The 18,507-nt window shown below is 60.1% G+C and carries 15 protein-coding genes; 7 read left to right on the top strand and 8 right to left on the bottom strand.

Annotated features, from left to right (window positions below):
* Positions 1–685: 685 nt before the first annotated feature.
* From CYR32_RS06845 to CYR32_RS06855, 4 genes are all read right to left on the bottom strand, one after another.
* Positions 686–1,789, bottom strand: a complete 1,104-nt coding sequence (locus CYR32_RS06845; RefSeq protein WP_101823649.1) for a hypothetical protein — start codon at positions 1,787–1,789, stop codon at positions 686–688.
* A gap of 424 nt (positions 1,790–2,213) precedes the next feature.
* Positions 2,214–2,375: a hypothetical protein gene (locus CYR32_RS21655; protein WP_165698193.1), complete on the bottom strand. Its 162-nt coding sequence runs from the start codon at positions 2,373–2,375 to the stop codon at positions 2,214–2,216.
* A gap of 352 nt (positions 2,376–2,727) precedes the next feature.
* Positions 2,728–3,804, bottom strand: a complete 1,077-nt coding sequence (locus CYR32_RS06850; RefSeq protein ID WP_101823650.1) for a YsnF/AvaK domain-containing protein — start codon at positions 3,802–3,804, stop codon at positions 2,728–2,730.
* Positions 3,805–3,854: 50 nt separating this feature from the next.
* Entirely contained in the window at positions 3,855–4,283 is a 429-nt protein-coding gene (locus CYR32_RS06855) for a YsnF/AvaK domain-containing protein (RefSeq protein ID WP_165698194.1), read from the bottom strand.
* An 804-nt stretch (positions 4,284–5,087) separates the two neighbouring features.
* Between CYR32_RS06855 and CYR32_RS06860 the strand changes: the two genes are divergently transcribed.
* From CYR32_RS06860 to CYR32_RS06880, 5 genes are all read left to right on the top strand, one after another.
* Positions 5,088–6,206, top strand: coding sequence for a branched-chain amino acid ABC transporter substrate-binding protein (locus CYR32_RS06860; RefSeq protein WP_101823652.1), 1,119 nt, complete (start codon positions 5,088–5,090; stop codon positions 6,204–6,206).
* Between the two features lie 100 nt (positions 6,207–6,306).
* Positions 6,307–7,224, top strand: coding sequence for an ABC transporter permease subunit (locus tag CYR32_RS06865; RefSeq protein WP_101823653.1), 918 nt, complete (start codon positions 6,307–6,309; stop codon positions 7,222–7,224).
* Positions 7,225–7,233: 9 nt separating this feature from the next.
* Entirely contained in the window at positions 7,234–8,520 is a 1,287-nt protein-coding gene (gene livM / locus CYR32_RS06870) for a high-affinity branched-chain amino acid ABC transporter permease LivM (RefSeq protein WP_101823654.1), read from the top strand.
* The gene (locus CYR32_RS06875; RefSeq protein WP_101823655.1) at positions 8,517–9,389 is read left to right on the top strand and encodes an ABC transporter ATP-binding protein; all 873 of its coding nucleotides are present in this window, start codon (positions 8,517–8,519) and stop codon (positions 9,387–9,389) included. Before livM ends, CYR32_RS06875 begins: the two co-directional genes overlap by 4 nt.
* On the top strand, positions 9,386–10,102 hold the full coding sequence (locus CYR32_RS06880) for an ABC transporter ATP-binding protein (RefSeq protein WP_101823656.1): 717 nt from the start codon (positions 9,386–9,388) through the stop codon (positions 10,100–10,102). The genes CYR32_RS06875 and CYR32_RS06880 overlap by 4 nt, the downstream gene beginning before the upstream one ends.
* An 11-nt stretch (positions 10,103–10,113) precedes the next feature.
* Here the strand turns inward: CYR32_RS06880 and CYR32_RS06885 are convergent, their stop codons facing one another.
* Both CYR32_RS06885 and CYR32_RS06890 read right to left on the bottom strand, forming a co-directional pair.
* Positions 10,114–10,641: a GNAT family N-acetyltransferase gene (locus tag CYR32_RS06885; protein WP_101823657.1), complete on the bottom strand. Its 528-nt coding sequence runs from the start codon at positions 10,639–10,641 to the stop codon at positions 10,114–10,116.
* Between the two features lie 27 nt (positions 10,642–10,668).
* On the bottom strand, positions 10,669–11,076 hold the full coding sequence (locus tag CYR32_RS06890) for an ASCH domain-containing protein (RefSeq protein ID WP_101823658.1): 408 nt from the start codon (positions 11,074–11,076) through the stop codon (positions 10,669–10,671).
* A gap of 256 nt (positions 11,077–11,332) precedes the next feature.
* Here CYR32_RS06890 and CYR32_RS06895 point away from each other — a divergent pair, with 256 nt between their 5' ends.
* On the top strand, positions 11,333–13,636 hold the full coding sequence (locus tag CYR32_RS06895) for a TonB-dependent siderophore receptor (RefSeq protein ID WP_101823659.1): 2,304 nt from the start codon (positions 11,333–11,335) through the stop codon (positions 13,634–13,636).
* Positions 13,637–13,698: 62 nt separating this feature from the next.
* Here CYR32_RS06895 and msrA read toward each other — a convergent pair whose 3' ends face one another.
* Both msrA and CYR32_RS06905 read right to left on the bottom strand, forming a co-directional pair.
* Positions 13,699–14,241, bottom strand: coding sequence for a peptide-methionine (S)-S-oxide reductase MsrA (gene msrA, locus CYR32_RS06900; RefSeq protein WP_101823660.1), 543 nt, complete (start codon positions 14,239–14,241; stop codon positions 13,699–13,701).
* A 137-nt stretch (positions 14,242–14,378) separates the two neighbouring features.
* Entirely contained in the window at positions 14,379–15,929 is a 1,551-nt protein-coding gene (locus CYR32_RS06905; protein ID WP_241523764.1) for a GGDEF domain-containing protein, read from the bottom strand.
* Between the two features lie 154 nt (positions 15,930–16,083).
* On the opposite strand from CYR32_RS06905, the gene CYR32_RS06910 reads away from it, so the two are divergent.
* Positions 16,084–18,468 (top strand): phosphoketolase family protein, encoded by a 2,385-nt coding sequence (locus tag CYR32_RS06910; protein ID WP_101823662.1) that lies wholly within the window; start codon positions 16,084–16,086, stop codon positions 18,466–18,468.
* Positions 18,469–18,507: the final 39 nt, after the last annotated feature.

The raw sequence follows: 18,507 nt of genomic DNA on the forward strand, positions 1-18,507 counted from the left end.
GCACCTGTCCTTATCTCTCCCAGGGAAAAGAGAAGGCAGGCACCCGGTCCATTACCGGCGACAACGGCCGTCAACCCGGAACCGCAACAGACCCCCCTGAACCGGTTGACCTGAGGCCTGCCGGTAGCAGGCGCAGATGACGGCGAAACGATGCCGGCATTCAGCAGCCCTGCTTAAAACATTAGCCGGTATTCAGCAAAATGGCGGCTTAAGTGGGTCTCTGTGCAGCATTTCCACGGTTTTTTGCTGCTGTCGCCGGGCGGCAACCAGAAAAAGAAAGGGGACGTCACGACGATACTCGTCAACTATCGGGGAAACGCGCCTGCATTCCAGCCTCCCGCGCCGCCCGTCCGGGGCTGGCTACACACGGTGCCGGTAACGTAACGCGCAGGCCGCACCGTCGTTTATCCGGCCCTGACGGCGGGATAACGAGAGATTATTCTGGTTGCCGGAAAAATAGGTGGCTATCCGGCCTGATCCACCGCCCTGTTCTGGGGAACTCCTCCACAGAACAGGGCGGCGCGCGTATTCTCTGCTCTCTGTTTTAAGTTCTCAAGTTTTTTGTTACGAGTTGGTTACCTAATAGTCAGATAGTTGAAAATAAAAAGCCCGCCGCCAGGAGAAAGCCCGGCGGCGGGCAGATACCAACAGAGACGTTGCGGCTATTGGCGGGCGCTGTTTATGCTCAGGCCGCGCATGGGCTGAGGGTGACCTGCGGCTGGACGGCGGCCATCAACAGCGCCAGGTCGTCCGCTGGGGGAGTGATAGTCAGCGGCAGGCCGTGCTGGTCAAACAGCGCACGGATGCCTGACAGCGGCATCTCTTTGATCACAAGCCCGGTGCGGCTGCCCTGGGCGTTGGCCAGTTGGCAGTAGCTGCCGAGTTGCGCCGCCGCCAGCGGCAGCAGTACCGGCAGGGAGACCGCGCTCAGGCGGTTGCGCACCTGTTCGGCCAGCGCAGGCTGCTGGGCGCGCAGCTCAGCCAGGGTCAGCGGCACCGGGTCATTTTCACCGTCGGTGAGCATAAACAGCGCCACCCGGCGTTCATCACGCGGGTCAAACAAACAGATCTCATCTTTACCCTGTGCGTGGGTCGCCAGGCCGTGCTGGGTCTGGTTCACCTCAAACAGCGGGGCCTGCACCGGCAGGGCCGCCTGCAACGCCGGCAGGCAGGCCGCGTCGAGCAGTGAGCAGGTCAGGTCGATTTCCGGCTGGTAGGCGATCATCTCAGCCACGGCGTGGATGTCCACCTGCTCCGGGTTGCCCACAGAGAGCAGGTAACAGGCGGTGCCGCCGTTTTCAAAGTAGTGGCGCACCGCGTAGTAGCTGGTCAGGTAGTGGTTGCTCACCTGCTCCAGCATCTCTGCCATAAAGCCTGCGTTGGCCGGCATCGCGGCATCGGCCTCGGCGGCCATGCCCAGCAGCTCATCTTCGCTGTAGTTCAGGCTCAGGCTGCTGTCCTGCCAGTTCATGATCGCCTGCTGGACAAACAGGGTGTAAGGGTTCAGGACGAAGTTAATGCTCTGCTCATAGCCTGTCACCGAGACCATCACCGGCAGGTCACGGATGTCCGCCTGCAGCAGGTCGCGGCTCTCTGCGCCCAGGAAGTGCCGGGAGAAATCCTGCAGGTCTGTCACGCGGGTCAGGCTCATACCGGTGCGGGCGTCATGGTGGGCAAAGCACCCGATAAACACCGGCGTGACGGCTTGTGAAGAGACCATGCTATTACCGTCGATCTGGAACGTGTCGGAAACAGACATATCGGCTGACGCAGCTGTGTGCAGATTCATAAAAATTCCTCGCCAAGAAAGAGATGTTTAATTCACACTGTTTTAATGGGTAATCAAATAAAAAGTAATCACTGGCATAACGCCTCTCTGGCAAACATGCCGGTACGTCTGATGCCGCTTGAAATCATACCGGCCATGTGTGGCGGGCATCGGGACAGGCCTGATATATAAGACGCTGTTAACCTGAACGGCGTTGCTGCTTTATTTCCCAGGCATCAAAAAATAACGCGCTGATTGGGCGTATATTCTTTTCTACACGCAGGAAATGAAGAGAAGGGCCGTCGATGACGGGAGTAAATTAACGAAATTAAACTTAAACTGGCAAGTAATTTGTCTACAAGAACACTCCTATTTTACCTTTTTATTATTCAACTCTGCCGGAATTTACTTTCACAGTTCTAATAAAACATGGCGGCCCCGGCGGTCACACAGCGCCAAAACCCATCAGCTGATTTAACCGGTTACGAAGTGAAATTTCATTGCTGCTGTGCATTAAACAGGCAAAATTGTTATATCGCGCATGCATTTCACCTGCACCACGTGCTTTTCGCTTACAAATCACACAAGCTGATAACACCTGTTTCATACGCCCGCCCCCGGTATAGCGCGGTGCACCGGCGTTTGCTGCCTGATGCAAATGAAATAGTGCAGGCCTGAGCATAACCGGCAATGAAATAAAACTTTTCCGGCTAATTTATTACCCGATGTATAAGCCACGGCAGAAAAGCGCGCCGCGATAGTGTGGCGCTAATAATCAATGAGACTGAAAGATCGGTGACTTTCCCCCACTGATAAACCGGCATACCTGAGGGTTTTTCGGATAAAGGCCAGGGGAAATAAAGGGAATTGCAGCAACAAAAAAGCCACCCTTGCGGGTGGCTTTCTGATCAAGCGCGTTCTTCAGACACAGAAAGGCTTAATAGCGGTTATCAATGCCCTTATTTTTTCGGGTTATTGATGACGCCATTCGGCGTGGTGCTGCCGGAGGTGGCATTTTTGGTAATGTCGCTGACCGGGTCACGGCTGGCCAGCGGGTCGTTATTTTCCAGCGGCTTTTTGCTGCCCAGCGGGTCTTTATTCAGCAGCGGATCAGTGCTGCCCAGCGGGCTGGTGGTGCCGGTAGGTTTGGCTGCGCCGGTGGTGCCGGCCCCTGTCACACCAGTGGTACCGGTGCCGGTTACGTCAGTGGTGCCAGTACCGGTTACACCAGTGGTGCTGGTACCGGTCACGCCGCCTGCGGCCAGGTCGCGGTCAGCGTCCACGTGCTCAACTTCTACGTTCTGGCGGCGGACGGTGTCGTTGATGGTTTCGACCCGGCTGCTTTCGTCTTTGCGAACCACCACTTCCTCAACGATTTTGGCCGTTTTATTGATAACCGGTTGCTCATGGGTTTCTGTTACCTCGACGACTTTTTCAGACCAGTCGATATCATTCAGGTAGGCCGGTTCATCCACCGCGCGGCGGAAGATGTCAGCATGTTGTTCGTGCAGCGCCACTTCGGCTGTCACGTCTTCGGTCGTCACATAACGGCGGACGCGGGTCGACCCCTCTTTCACCAGGCGCTTACCGACTTCCAGGTTCTCTTCGGCCAGGCGCAGGATCTCTTCTTCGGTTTCATCACCGGTCAGGGAGGTGTGGATGGCATCATGGTTCTCAGTGGCACCCAGGGCCGGGGTTTCAACCCCATTACGGCGGGACGGCACGTCCACCGCCTGGTGGCGGTCAAGGATAGCCATAGCGCGGGCAGTGTCATCTTCGTCTGCACGTAAGGTCAGGATTACGCCGCCTGTATCCATCGCACGGGTATACACTTCTGCGTAATCATCCTCAACGGTTTCACCAAACAGGCGCTGCCAGATGCTCGGGTGGCGGATCGCCTTGCCTTCATGTTTCAGGTTCTCACCGGTAATCAGACTGATCTCGTGATCGGCAAACCCGGCTTTAATAAGATTTTTACGCGCTGCTTCGGCCTGTTGAGTCGTATCAAATAAGGTAACGATTTTTTCGTGTGCCATGATATTTTCCTCTTTTGCTTTAGCGGTGATTTATGAGTCGGAAAAGGGTTTTATTTCCCTTCCTCTTCCTGCCGATCGATAGACACTTCCTGACTGCGAAGTGTGACAATATCCTGGAACGGCTGTTGTGTAGTGACCTTCTTAATATGTAACTCCTCCTTGAGCACCAGGCGACGTATGACCTCAATCTCCTCTTCGACGACCGGAATAATCGTGACGCCATTCTCCTCACGGATGGCGGGAATAACGTCTACCCTCTCTCCTTTGGGAATACGCTTCACCTCAACCTGTTCTTTATGCAGCAACTCATCAATCGGTTGCTGATGAACCACGGTTTTGCGCGTCACGGTAACACGGCCTTTGACGACCTTCTCCTTGGAGACATCCACCTGCTCTTGTGCGAGGGGAATCAAGGCTTCCTGAACCTCACGGCTCTCTGTTGAAGCGCCCTCTTTCGCATGGGTTGTTTTCCTGGTCATCATCAACTCCCTTTCTTTTGCTACTGGCCATATTGCCTGGTTTTATTTCCCGGAATGCACCGGGGATATATAATAGATTCAGCTTTACATATCTTTTTAATAAGCATTTAAATTTTGCCTATCTGATAAAACCAGATAAATATCTTGCCTACACAGGAATTAACTGTAGTACAGGATGGTCATCCCGGCAGGCGTAAAACGTTTTTTTACCCGGTTTTAAGGTTAATCCTAGTGAGGAAAAATCATACCGTTTCTTTTTCAGTTAAGAAAAAACGCTTTTAAATTAAAAAGCTGTAAACGCCCCCCGCCTTTTTTCCCGGAATAGCGCGCTGAGTCACTGAAAAATTTATTTACATTCCGCTGTCCATTAACCGGTGAAGATTACCCCTGCTTTTTCATTTTGCAGCATGGCCCGGGTGGTCTCCCCGGGAGCAATGAGGGAAAAGAGTGCGCGACTGTGCAAAAACGCACCAAAACAAGGCGATTTGTTTACCGGCTTCAAGCTTTTGTTTTTTTGATATGCACAATTTCTGAACGCTCGGCTAGGCTGTGAAAGCGCTGCACCCAGGCAGGATCGCGATGGATGCGATCAGGCTTCCCCTACTGCCCCCAGGACGATCGTCCCTGCCCGCCACGCCGCGCCCGCGGGCCTGTTTTCAGGCCGTGCGGCGAGGTGGCGGGGTTCTTGCTTATTCACCGTTGCGCTTTCACCACGAATCGCGCGGTCATGCTGTGGTAACTGACAATTGAATGCTTCCGCGCCGCAGTCCGGCGTTTCACTTTTTCGTGCCAAGGAATTCAACCATGTCCAGAACACTGATTAAGCTTCCTCTGCTGGCTGCACTGTCGGGTTGTTGTATCGCCGCTTTCTCCGCCCAGGCGGATATTGTGATTGGCGTAGCCGGGCCGTTCTCCGGGCCGAATGCCACCTACGGGGCGCAATACTGGAAAGGCGCGTCCCAGGCCGCTGAGGACATCAACGCCGCCGGGGGCATCAACGGCGAGAAAATTACGCTGGTGCAGGGCGATGACGCCTGCGAACCAAAACAGGCGGTGGCGGTGGCGAACCGGCTGGTAGACCAGTCCCACGTGGCGGCGGTGATCGGCCACTTCTGCTCCTCCTCCACCATGCCCGCCTCCGAAGTCTATGAAGAGGCCGGGATCATCAGCATCACCCCCGGCTCAACCAACCCGCAGATCACCGAACGCCGCATGACCGGCGTGTTCCGCATGTGCGGCCGCGACGACCAGCAGGGGGCGGTGGCCGCCAACTATATGTTCGACAAACTGAAAGCGAGCAAGGTCGTCGTCATCCATGACAAAGACACCTACGGCCAGGGGCTGGCGGACGCCACCCGCGCGGCGCTGAAAACACACGGCACTAACGCCATCCTGTATGAGGGGCTGTCGCGTGGTGAGAAAGATTTCAACGCGCTGGTGACCAAGATCGGCGCCCTGAAACCCGATGTGGTTTACTTCGGCGGCTGCCACCCGGAAGCGGGGCCGCTGGTGCGCCAGATGCGTGAACAGGGCGTGGAGGCGAAGTTCTTCTCCGGGGATTGCGTGGTCACGGAAGAGATGGTCACGGCCGCCGGTGGCCCGCAATACACCAAAGGCGTGCTGATGACCTTCGGCAACGACCCGCGCACGATCCCGGAAGGCAAAGCAGTGATTGATAAATTCCGTGCCGGCGGCTTCGAGCCGGAAGGCTACACCCTTTACGCCTACGCCTCCGTGCAGGCCATCGCTGCCGCGTTCAACGCCGTGGGCGGCCCTGACAGCGCCAAAGCCAGTGAATGGCTGAAATCACACAGCGTCGATACGGTGATGGGCAAAAAAGCCTGGGACAGCAAAGGCGACCTGAAAGTCTCGGACTACGTGGTCTACCAGTGGGATGACAAAGGCCACTACCACCCGCTCTGAACGGCTGAGTTGCTGAGCAGCAGGCACGGCCCGTGGACGTCACGGGCCGTGCCTGCCCCCGCCTTGCCGCCTGGCCGGGCATGCCTCCAGGAGTCCTGCGATGAGTGACGCTTTCTTTGTACAACAGCTTTTGAACGGCCTGACGCTGGGCGCGGTGTATGGCCTGATCGCCATCGGCTACACCATGGTGTACGGCATTATCGGCATGATCAATTTCGCCCACGGCGAGGTCTATATGATCTCCGCCTACCTCTGCGCCATTGCGCTGGCGCTGCTCTCCTCGTTCGGGTTGCACTCTTTCCCGTTGCTGATGCTCGGCACGCTGGTGTTTACGCTGGTGGTGACCGGCGTCTACGGCTGGGTGATTGAGCGCATCGCCTACCGGCCGCTGCGCAACTCCACCCGACTCGCGCCGCTGATTTCCGCCATCGGTATCTCGCTGATCCTGCAAAACTACGCCCAGCTCAGCCAGGGGCCGAACCAGCAGGGCATCCCGACCCTGCTGAGCGGGGCGATCCGCCTGCATATCGGTGAGGGCATCGTGCAGTTGACCTATACCAAAGTCTTTATCCTGGTCGCCTCGCTGGCCGGGATGGCGATCCTCACCTGGGTGATCCAGTGTACGCGGCTGGGGCGTATCTGCCGCGCCACCCAGCAGGACCGCAAAATGGCGTCGATTCTCGGCATCAACACCGACCGCGTCATCTCGCTGGTGTTTGTGATCGGCGCGGCGATGGCCGGGCTGGCGGGGGTGCTGATCACACTGAACTACGGCACGTTCGATTTCTACGCGGGCTTTATCATCGGTATCAAGGCCTTTACCGCCGCGGTGCTGGGCGGCATCGGTTCGCTGCCGGGGGCAATGCTCGGCGGGCTGCTGCTGGGGGTCTCGGAGGCGCAGTTCGCCGGGCTGGTGAACTCCGACTACAAGGATGTCTTCTCCTTCGCGCTGCTGGTGGTGATCCTGATCTTCCGGCCGCAGGGGTTGCTGGGGCGGCCGCTGGTCGCCAAGGTCTGAGGAGCGGTTATGACGCAGAAACAACACGCCGCAGGCGTGACCCTGACACAGATCCTGATGGATGCGCTGGTCGCCGGGCTGATTGCGCTGGTGGTGTTCGGCCCGGTGGTGGGCGTGGTGCTGGACGGCTACCAGTACCACACCGAGCCGCTGCGGGTGGCGGTGATCGTCGGCGTGGTGTTCGCCGGCCGCCTGCTGCTGGGCCTGCTGTGGCAAAGCGCGGCCGGTCGGCGGATAGCGGCGAAATTTGAGGCAGCGGATCAGGGCGTCTATGTGCAGGAGGCGGGTTACCGCTCGCGGCTGCGCTGGATCATCCCGCTGCTGGTGCTGCTGGCGGCGCTGTTCCCGTTTGTCGCCACCAAATACCTGCTGACGGTGGCGATCCTCGGCCTGATTTACGTGCTGCTGGGGCTGGGGCTGAACATTGTGGTCGGGCTGGCCGGGCTGCTTGACCTCGGCTACGTCGCTTTTTATGCGATTGGCGCGTACGGGCTGGCGCTGGGTTACCAGCATCTGGGGCTGGGGTTCTGGTCGATGCTGCCGCTGGCGGCGCTGCTGGCCGCCGCGGCCGGGGCGCTGCTCGGCTTCCCGGTGTTGCGGATGCATGGCGACTACCTGGCGATTGTCACCCTCGGCTTTGGCGAGATTATCCGGCTGGTGCTGAATAACTGGCTGACCGTGACCGGCGGGCCGAACGGCATCTCCGTGCCTGCCCCGACCTTTTTCGGCCTGGAATTCGGCCGCCGCGCCCGCGAGGGCGGCACGCCGATCCACGAGTTCCTCGGCATCACCTATAACCCCAACCTCAAGTTCATCTTTATCTATACGGTGCTCTGCCTGGTGGTGCTGCTGGTGCTCTACATCAAACACCGCCTGACGCGGATGCCGATCGGCCGCGCCTGGGAAGCGCTGCGCGAGGATGAGATCGCCTGCCGTTCGCTGGGGCTGAACCATGTGCTGGTGAAGCTCTCCGCCTTTATGCTGGGTGCCTCCACCGCCGGGCTGGCCGGGGTCTTTTTCGCCAGCTACCAGGGCTTCGTCAACCCCACCTCGTTCACCTTTTTCGAGTCGGCGCTGATCCTGGCGATTGTGGTGCTGGGCGGCATGGGGTCCACCCTCGGCGTGGTGCTGGCGGCCTTTGTGCTGACGGTCGCCCCCGAGCTGCTGCGCAGTTTTGCCGAGTACCGGGTGCTGCTGTTCGGCGTGCTGATGGTGCTGATGATGATCTGGCGGCCGCGCGGTCTGGTGCGCACCAGCCGCAGCGGTTTTGCCCTTCGCAAAGGAGTCGCCCCGTGAGTGATAAGATTTTGCAGGTCGAACGGTTAATGATGCACTTCGGCGGTATCCGGGCGCTGAATGACGTCAGCCTGGATGTGGATCGCGGCTCCATCACCGCGCTGATTGGCCCCAACGGCGCAGGCAAAACCACGGTGTTCAACTGCCTGACCGGCTTTTACCGCGCCAGCGGCGGCCACATCCGGCTGCATACCCAGGCGCGCCCCACCGATGTGATCGCCATCCTCGGCGAGAAGCTGCACGCAAGCGATCTCATCCACCCCGCCCGGCTGGGCCGCCGCCTCTGGTACAAGATGTTCGGCGGCACCCACCTGGTGAACCGCGCCGGGCTGGCGCGGACGTTCCAGAACATCCGGCTGTTCCGCGAGCTGTCGGTGGTGGAGAACCTGCTGGTGGCGCAGCATATGCGCGCCAACCGCAACCTGCTGGCGGGCATCTTTAACACGCCGGGCTACCGCCGCGCAGAGAGCCGGGCGCTGGATCAGGCCTTTTACTGGCTGGAGGTGGTGGATCTGGTGGAATGCGCCAACCGGCTGGCCGGGACGCTCTCTTATGGCCAGCAGCGGCGGCTGGAGATTGCCCGCGCCATGTGCACCCTGCCGGAGATGCTCTGCCTGGATGAACCCGCCGCCGGGCTGAACCCGGTGGAAACCGTGGCGCTGAGCCGCATCATCCGTTTTCTGCGCCAGCAGCACGGCATCACCATTTTGCTGATCGAGCATGATATGGGCATGGTGATGGAGATCTCTGACCATGTGATTGTGCTCGACCACGGGGATGTGATCGCGCGCGGCACGCCGCAGCAGATCCAGCATGATGACCGGGTGATTGCCGCTTATCTGGGCACCGACGAGGAGGAAGCGGCGTGAAGGATGTGATGCTGGAGTTCCGCAATGTGGATGTGTTTTACGGGCCGGTGCAGGCGCTGAAGGATGTCTCGCTGACGGTGCATGAGGGCGAAACCGTGTCACTGATTGGCGCGAACGGCGCGGGCAAGTCCACGCTGCTGATGTCGATTTTCGGCCAGCCGCGCATCGCCGCGGGCGAGATCTTCTATCGTGGCGAGCCGATCAGCCGCCGTTCGACGCACTTTATCGCCGGCAGCGGCATCGCCCAGGCACCGGAGGGGCGGCGCATTTTCCCGGATATGAGCGTGGAGGAGAATATGCTGATGGGTACGTTGCCCATTGGTGACCGCTATGTGAAAGAGGATCTGGCGCGGATGTTCTCGCTGTTCCCGCGGCTGGAGGAGCGGCGCACCCAGCGGGCGATGACGCTCTCCGGCGGCGAGCAGCAGATGCTGGCGATCGCCCGCGCCCTGATGAGCCGCCCGAAACTCCTGCTGCTGGATGAGCCGAGCCTGGGGCTGGCGCCAATGGTGGTGAAGCAGATTTTCACCATCCTGCGGGAGCTGACCCAAAGCGGCATGACGCTGTTTCTGGTGGAGCAGAACGCCAACCACGCGCTGAAGCTCTCCGACCGGGGCTACGTGATGGCCACCGGCCAGATCCGCCTCACCGGCAGCGGCCGCGATCTGCTCCAGAACCAGGAGGTGCGCAAGGCCTACCTCGGCGGCGGGTAAGCGCTGCGGCGTTATGCCGCCTGGTAGCAGTAGAGGTTGACCGGGCGGCCGTGGTACTGGTCTTCCCCGTCTGCGGTGAACCCGGCCCGGAGCGCCAGCCGGATCGACGGCTGATTCTCCGGGTTAATCATGCAGAAAACCGGCCTTTTCAGGTGCTCCGCCGCCCACGCCTGCGCCGCCTGCACCGCTTCCAGCGCATAGCCTTTGCCGTGGAACGCGGGCATAAAGGTCCAGCCCATCTCCGCCATGCCGGTGACATCTTTGGTCAGCGCGCGCTGGTAATCGGCAAAGCCCGCGCAGCCGATGTAGCGCCCGCTGGCCCGCTCCTCCACCGCCCAGTAGCCGAACCCCAGCATGTGCCAGTGCCCGGCGTAACGCAGCAGGCGGCTCCAGCTCTCTTCAGGGCTGGAAGGGTCGCCGCCGATAAAGCGCGTGACCTCCTCATCGCCCCATAATTGTGCCTGCTCGGCGGCATCCGCCAGCGTGTGGCCGCGCAACACCAGCCGATCGGTGGTGATAACCGGAACCAATGCTTCCATGATAGTGACTCCTTACTCAGTAACAACTCAGGCGGCGGGTGCCTCAAAAACTTCAATCACCTCGAACCGCATACAGACCAGTTTCATCTCTTCGCTGAACGCCCCGTTACGGCTGAAAAAGCGACGGTGCTCCGCTTTCCACTCCTCAAAGGTGCCTTCCCCTTCGGCCAGGGCAAATTCCTCCGGCACATCGCAGTAGCGCAGGATCGAAACCTCTTTCACCTCAATCGCGCAGGCCGCGCGGCCGTGACCATCCTCAATCACGTTGATTTCCCCCGCCTGCGGCAGCGGGTCGTTGTCATCGTAGTAAGACTGTAATGCGCCACAGGTCGCGCGCTTCTGGCCTGACAATACCAGCGCCAGCAGGGCGTTTGCCATCTCCGGCGAATCCCCGAAGCTGAAATGGACGGCCTGGGCGTAGTGTTCATCGTTCATGCGTACGGTTCCTCTTCCTGCGATATTAAAAATATGAATGGTTCTCAATTAACAATGTTATTGATAATTATTTTCATTTGAAATAGGGTGGTGCGGCCTGTTGAAACCTGTAACTCAATGTAAAAGGGCCAGCGCGTTTTCAAGAGGTTACCTGTTCCCAGGGGAAAGGGAAAATAACAAATTGGTTAAATATTGATTGCGCTCAGAACCGTCCCGGCTGATGGCCGGAGAAACAGGTTCAGCCGGGAAAGCAAAAATGAACACAACGACGCGTTACCCATTAGCGATGCTGATTAAAGCCGGTATCGGTACTCTCCTTTTGGCAGGGCATGCCCAGGCAGCAGAGAACAGCACCGCCGCAGACCAAAGCAATATCACCGCCCAGGCCGCTGCCGCAGAGGCCGCGGCGGCTGATACCGCCGCCGGTGACAGCGGTGACACCATGCTGGTGACCGCCGCCGAACAGACGTTGCAGGCACCGGGGGTTTCCACCATTACCGCTGATGAGATCAAAAAGCGGCCCCCGGCGCGTGATGTCTCTGAGATCATCCGCACCATGCCGGGCGTCAACCTGACCGGCAACTCCACCAGCGGCCAGCGCGGCAATAACCGCCAGATCGACATCCGTGGTATGGGGCCGGAAAACACCCTGATCCTGATTGATGATGTGCCGGTCACCAGCCGCAACTCAGTGCGCCTGGGCTGGCGCGGCGAGCGGGACACCCGCGGCGACAGCAACTGGGTGCCGCCGGAGATGATCGACCACATCGAGGTGATCCGCGGCCCGGCCGCTGCCCGGTACGGCAACGGCGCGGCAGGCGGCGTGGTGAACATCATCACCAAAAAAGACACGCCGGAATGGCACGGCAGCTGGAACACTTACTTCAACGTGCCGCAGCATGATGAAGAGGGTTCCACCAAACGCACCAACTTCAGCCTCTCCGGCCCGCTGGGGGATAACGTCACCTTCCGCCTGTACGGCGGGCTGGCGAAAACCCAGGCGGACGCGCTCTACATTAACCAGGGGCATGAGGCCGATCGCACCGGCAGCTATGCCAGCTCCATCCCGGCCGGGCGGGAAGGGTCAGTGAACAAAGACATCAACGCGATGGTCCACTGGGCCTTTGCGCCGATGCAGTCGCTGGAGTTTGAAGCCGGCTACAGCCGCCAGGGCAACCTCTATGCCGGGGACACGCAGAACACCAATACCAATGCGCTGGTGGAGGAGAACTACGGCAAAGAGACCAACCGGCTCTATCGCCAGAACTTCGCCGTGAAATGGAACGGTGCCTGGGACAACGGCATCAGTACCAAGAACTACGCCCAGTATGAGAACACCCGCAACTCCCGCATGAATGAGGGGCTGGCGGGCGGCACCGAGGGCATCTTCTCCGATGACGGCTTCTCCTCGATCCAGCTCGATGATGTGCTGCTGCACAGTGAGGTCAGCATCCCGTTTGAGCTTTGGGTCAACCAGACGGCGACCGTCGGCGCGGAGTGGAACCAGCAGCGGATGAAAGACAACATCTCCAACACCCAGGCGCTCTCCGGCGGCGCGGTGGACGGCATCGCCGGCAGCGGCCGCAGCCCCTACTCCTCGGCGGAGATCTTCTCGCTGTTTGCCGAAGACAACATCGAGCTGACCGACACCACCATGCTGACCCCGGCGCTGCGTTTTGACCACCACAGCATCGTCGGCGACAACTGGAGCCCTTCCCTGAACCTGTCACAGGGGCTGAGTGACGACGTCACGCTGAAACTCGGCATCGCCCGCGCCTATAAAGCGCCGAGCCTCTACCAGACCAACCCCAACTACCTGCTCTACAGCCGGGGCCAGGGCTGCCCGGCCAGCACCGCCGGGTGCTACCTGGTCGGCAACAGCGACCTCAGCCCGGAAACCAGCATCAACAAAGAGGTGGGGCTGGAGTGGAAACATGAGGGGTATCAGGCGGGCATCACCTGGTTCCGCAATGATTACCGCAACAAGATTGAGGCGGGCTACCTGCCGGTCAGCACCTCTGCCAACGGCGCGACCGATGTTTATAAGTGGGAGAACATCCCGAAAGCGGTGGTGGAAGGGCTGGAAGGCACGGTCAACATCCCGTTCGGTGACGCGGTGCAGTGGAATAACAACCTGACCTACATGCTGCAGAGCAAGAACAAAACCACCGGCGACCGGCTGTCGATTATCCCGGAGTACACGCTCAACTCCACGTTGAGCTGGCAGGCGACCCCGCAGCTCTCGCTGCAGACCACCCTGACCTGGTACGGCACCCAGACGCCGAAGAAGTACAACTACAAGGGTGAGGCGGTGACCGGCAGTGAAACGTGGAAAGTCAGCCCTTACTCCCTGCTGGGGGCGAGCGGCACCTACGACGTGACGAAATATGTCAGCGTCACGCTGGGCATCGACAACCTGTTCGACAAACGCCACTTCCGCCAGGGCAACGCCCAAACCACCGGCAACGCCACCACCAACTCCTACCTGTATGGGGCCGGGGCCAACACCTACAACGAATCGGGCCGCACCTACTACATGAGCCTGAATACCCACTTCTGATTACAGAAGGTTTGAAGGCATAAAAAAGCCGGCTCTCAGCCGGCTTTTTCATTGCGCGCCATTCAGCTGTTCGCGGATTTGGTGCGGTTGGCAAAGCTTTTGCGCAGTTTTTGCAGCTTCGGCGGGATCACGGCCATGCAGTAGCGGTTCTCCTGGCCTTCGCCGTCCCAGTAGTTCTGGTGGTAATCCTCTGCCGGGTACCAGGTGCTCAGCGGCTCAATGGTGGTGACCACCGGCTGGCTGTTGTCTGCCTGCGCGCGCTGGATAGCGGCTTTCGCTTCCTGCTCCTGCTCCGGCGTGGCCGGGAAGATGGCGGAACGGTACTGGGTGCCGATGTCATTCCCCTGGCGGTTCAGCTGGGTAGGATCATGGGTGGCGAAGCTGATGTCCAGAATGTCGCCATAACTGATCTTGTCCGGGTCGAAACCGACGCGGATCGCTTCCGCATGGCCGGTATCCCCTGCACACACCTGGCGGTAAGTCGGGTTCTCCGTATGGCCGCCGGTGTAGCCGCTCTCTACCGAGACCACCCCGACCACATCATTAAAGACCGCTTCCGTACACCAGAAGCAGCCACCAGCCAGCGTTGCATATTCAATTGCCATAAGGCCTCCTCAGCAGGGTCATCTTCTCCGTCATTGACGGAACAACGAATTTCTTAACCATCCATAGTGACGGTTTATCAGTACAAGCGCCACCCCGGCGAAGGGAAAAAGCACAAAGTTCTTACCAGGGGGCAGGCTCACCCCTCCGAACTGATCGCCCGGTTGCGCCCGGTGTGTTTGGCCTGGTAGAGCGCCTGGTCGGCCTGCTCTTTGAAGGTTCTGGCGTCCGGGGCATTGCCTTTGACGACGCAGCTGTAACTGCCGGCGCTGATGGTGACGATCTTCTCCGCAATCTCGGTTTCGCCGTGGCGCAGGCCGATCGCCCGGACGGCCTCGACCGCCCGCTGGGCAAATTTCGCGGCGTCTTTGATGCCGGTATAGGGCAGCACAATCGCGAACTCCTCGCCGCCGTAGCGGGCGATCAGATCAGATTGCCGGTGCGGCAGGTGGAGCAGCGCCTCCCCTACTTTTTTCAGGCATTCATCCCCGGCGACGTGGCCGTAGGCGTCGTTGTAGCGTTTGAAGAAATCGATATCCATCATGATCAGCGACACCGGCTCCTGGTTGCGGGCGGAGCGCTGGAGGCTCTGCTCCAGGAAAATGTCAAACTGCCGCCGGTTCGCCAGCCCGGTCAGACCGTCCACCAGCGCCAGCGCCTGCAGGGTATGGTTGATGGTGGTCAGGTCGTCCCGCAGTTGCGTCATCTCCAGGTGGTTCTTCATGCTGACGCGCACCTGCCGCAGCACAAAGAAGCCGAGCAGGAACAGCGCCGCCAGCATCGCCATGCTGAGGATCACGTTCAGCAGGTTATCGGCCCGCCATTGTGCCTGGATGTCCTGTTTGTCATACCCGGCCGCCACAATCAGCGGGTAGCGGTTCAGGCGCGCATAACCAAAAATGCGGACCTGGTTATCCATCGCCGAACGCCAGGTATCGCTGCCGCTGGCCGAGGATTTCAGGGCATGGGTAAACAGCGGGCTGGTGGAAAGGCTGGTGTTGATCACCGAATCCGGGAACGGGCGCACATACATCACGGTGCTGTCTGCCATAAACAGCCCCAGCAGGCTGCGTTCGCTGAGCACGTAGTAGCTGTAGTGCTGGCGGAAATAGTCGATGCTCACTGTGGCGAGCACCACCCCGCTGAAGCGCCCTTCGGTGTTGATGAGCCGCATCGACACCGGAATCACCAGGTCACCGGTGGAGCGGCTGCGGATCACCCGGCCGATGTGGATCTCCTGGGTCGCGTGGGTGCGGTGCCAGATGAAGTATTCCCGGTCAGCGTTATTGGCTCTGGCCGGGATATAGGTGCCGGAGGTCGCCACCCAGTTCCCTTCCGTGTCATAAATAAACAGCCCGCGCAGCTGCGGCAACACGGCCTGCCGCCCGCGCAAGACGCTGCTGAGCGCCTCCACCGGCACATTGGCCGGGCTTTTCCCGTTCAGTTCACGCGCGATGTCAGTGAGGGTAATCTCCACCTGAAGGAAGGTGTCCTCCGCCTGCCGCGCCAGGGAGATCGACAGGTTCTGCGCCTGATCGTGGGTGGCGCGAAGGGTGCGGTCGTAGGAGTCCCACAACGTCCAGCCGTTAATCCCCACCACCGCCACGCTCATGATGATCAGGAAGATCACCATCGAGCGCCCCAATGAGGAGCGGAGAATCGAGGGGGAAGTGTCAGAGGTGCGTGTCATGGGCAGGGTTGCGCTCCGTAAAATAGTCCAGCGTTAAGCATAGCTTACCTGTTCCGGCCGGTACCGCCTCCCGGTGCGGGGGCGGCAGGCAAATCCCCGTGTGTTCACTAGACTTAGGGTTTACCTGTCACGCCTGAACCGGAGGAACTTTGCTATGGGAACGACCTCGCCCGCCCTGGACGACCAGACCTTATCCTTAATCGATCGCTACTGGCGCGCCGCCAACTATCTCTCTGTGGGGCAGATCTACCTGCTGGAAAACCCGCTGCTGCGCCAGCCGCTGGCACCGGAACACATCAAGCCGCGGCTGCTCGGCCACTGGGGCACGACCCCCGGCCTCAACTTCCTGTATGCCCACCTGAACCGCATCATCAAACAGCAGGATGTGAACATGATTTACATCTGCGGGCCGGGCCACGGCGGGCCGGGCATGGTGGCGAACACCTACCTGGAGGGCACCTACAGCGAAATCTACCCGGAGATCGGCGAGGATGCAGACGGGATACGCAAATTGTTCCGGCAGTTTTCGTTTCCCGGCGGCATTCCCAGCCACGCCGCCCCGGAAACGCCCGGGTCGATCCATGAAGGGGGCGAGCTGGGCTACTCGCTGGTACACGCTTACGGGGCGGTATTCGATAACCCCGACCTGATCGCCGCCTGTGTGATTGGCGACGGCGAAGCGGAAACCGGCCCGCTGGCGGCGAGCTGGCACTCCAATAAATTTATCAACCCGGCGCGGGACGGTGCCGTGCTGCCGATTCTGCACCTCAACGGCTACAAAATTGCCAACCCGACGCTGCTGGCGCGTTGCAGCGATGAGGATCTGGCTCAGCTGTTTAAAGGCTATGGCTATGCGCCGATCTTTGTAGAGGGGCATGAGCCGCGGGATATGCACCAGCAGACCGCCGCCGCGCTGGATGAGGCGATGGCGCAGATCCGCCACATCCAGCATGAGGCGCGCCACGGCTCGCCGGAGCAGAAGGTGCCGCACTGGCCGCTGATTATTTTTCGCAGCCCGAAAGGCTGGACCGGCCCGAAAGAGGTGGACGGCAAAAAAACCGAAGGGTTCTGGCGCGCCCACCAGGTGCCGGTGGCCAATTGCCGCGACAATGAGGATCATCGCCGGTTGCTGGAGCAGTGGATGCGCAGTTACCAGCCGGATGACCTGTTCGACGAGCAGGGGCGGCTGAAAGACGAACTGCGGCAGCTCGCCCCCCAGGGCGAAAAACGCATGGGCGCGACGCCGTTCGCCAATGGCGGCTTGCTGCGCCAGCAGCTCAAGACCCCGGCGATTCAGGACTACGCGGTTGACATCGGCGAGCGCGGCAGCCGGGCGGCGCAATCCACCGCCATTTTTGGCGAGTACCTGCGTGACATCTTCCGCCTGAATGAAGAGGAGAAAAATTTCCGCGTCTTCGGCCCGGATGAAACCGCCTCCAACCGGCTGAGCAGCGTGTTTGAAGCCACCGACCGCGTCTGGATGGAGGAGATCAAATCCTATGACGAGCAGCTGGCAAAAGATGGCCGGGTGATGGAAGTGCTGAGCGAGCACCTCTGCCAGGGCTGGCTGGAGGGCTACCTGCTCACCGGCCGCCACGGCCTCTTCTCCTGCTATGAGGCGTTTATCCATATCGTGGACTCGATGTTCAACCAGCACGCGAAATGGCTGAAGGTCACCCGCACCCTGCCGTGGCGCAAGCCGGTCTCCTCCCTGAACTACCTGCTGTCGTCCCACGTCTGGCGGCAGGACCACAACGGCTATAGCCACCAGGACCCCGGCTTTGTGGATGTGGTAGTCAACAAGAAAGCGGATGTGGTGCGCGTTTACCTGCCGCCGGATGCCAACACCCTGCTGTGGGTCGGCGACCACTGTCTGAAAACCTATGACCGCATCAACGTGATCGTCGCCGGTAAGCAGCCGGAGCCGCAGTGGCTGAGCATGGAAGAGGCGATCGCCCACTGTGAGGCGGGGATGAGCATCTGGCCCTGGGCAGGCAACGAAGGGGAAAGCGGCGAGCCGGACATCGTGATGGCCTGCGCCGGGGATGTGCCGACCATGGAGACGCTGGCCGCGGTGGAGCTGTTGCGGCAATCCCTGCCTGACCTGCGCGTCCGGGTGGTGAACGTGGTAGACCTGATGGCGCTGCAATCGCCGGATCAGCACCCACACGGCCGCAGTGATGCCGAATTCGACCGGTTATTCACCCGCGACAAGCCGGTGATTTTCGCCTATCACGGCTACCCGCACCTGATCCACCGGCTGATCTACAAACGCACCAATCACAGCCAGTTCCACGTCCACGGCTTTATGGAGGAAGGCACCACCACCACGCCGTTCGATATGACGGTGCTCAACGAGATGGACCGCTACCACCTGGCGATCGCCGCCATTGAGCAGGTGCCGGGGCTGGCTGACCGTGCCGGGGAGGCGTTGCAACTGTTCCGCGACAAGCTCGACGCCCATTACCACTATGTGCGCGAGCACGGCGAGGATCTGCCGGATGTGCAGAACTGGAAATGGCAGGCGGTCGCCCGTTGACCGGGTCATCTGCTGATCGGTTAATTTAGCAAAAAGGCG

It is taken from the genome of Chimaeribacter coloradensis, from assembly GCF_002858715.1.
GTDB lineage: Bacteria > Pseudomonadota > Gammaproteobacteria > Enterobacterales > Enterobacteriaceae > Chimaeribacter > Chimaeribacter coloradensis.

Coding starts and splice junctions, on each gene's coding strand:
- CYR32_RS06845 (WP_101823649.1), bottom strand. CDS start 1,789: ATGAATCTGCACACAGCTGCGTCAGCCGATATGTCTGTTTCCGACACG.
- CYR32_RS21655 (WP_165698193.1), bottom strand. CDS start 2,375: ATGAAACAGGTGTTATCAGCTTGTGTGATTTGTAAGCGAAAAGCACGT.
- CYR32_RS06850 (WP_101823650.1), bottom strand. CDS start 3,804: ATGGCACACGAAAAAATCGTTACCTTATTTGATACGACTCAACAGGCC.
- CYR32_RS06855 (WP_165698194.1), bottom strand. CDS start 4,283: ATGACCAGGAAAACAACCCATGCGAAAGAGGGCGCTTCAACAGAGAGC.
- CYR32_RS06860 (WP_101823652.1), top strand. CDS start 5,088: ATGTCCAGAACACTGATTAAGCTTCCTCTGCTGGCTGCACTGTCGGGT.
- CYR32_RS06865 (WP_101823653.1), top strand. CDS start 6,307: ATGAGTGACGCTTTCTTTGTACAACAGCTTTTGAACGGCCTGACGCTG.
- livM (WP_101823654.1), top strand. CDS start 7,234: ATGACGCAGAAACAACACGCCGCAGGCGTGACCCTGACACAGATCCTG.
- CYR32_RS06885 (WP_101823657.1), bottom strand. CDS start 10,641: ATGGAAGCATTGGTTCCGGTTATCACCACCGATCGGCTGGTGTTGCGC.
- CYR32_RS06890 (WP_101823658.1), bottom strand. CDS start 11,076: ATGAACGATGAACACTACGCCCAGGCCGTCCATTTCAGCTTCGGGGAT.
- CYR32_RS06895 (WP_101823659.1), top strand. CDS start 11,333: ATGAACACAACGACGCGTTACCCATTAGCGATGCTGATTAAAGCCGGT.
- msrA (WP_101823660.1), bottom strand. CDS start 14,241: ATGGCAATTGAATATGCAACGCTGGCTGGTGGCTGCTTCTGGTGTACG.
- CYR32_RS06905 (WP_241523764.1), bottom strand. CDS start 15,929: ATGACACGCACCTCTGACACTTCCCCCTCGATTCTCCGCTCCTCATTG.
- CYR32_RS06910 (WP_101823662.1), top strand. CDS start 16,084: ATGGGAACGACCTCGCCCGCCCTGGACGACCAGACCTTATCCTTAATC.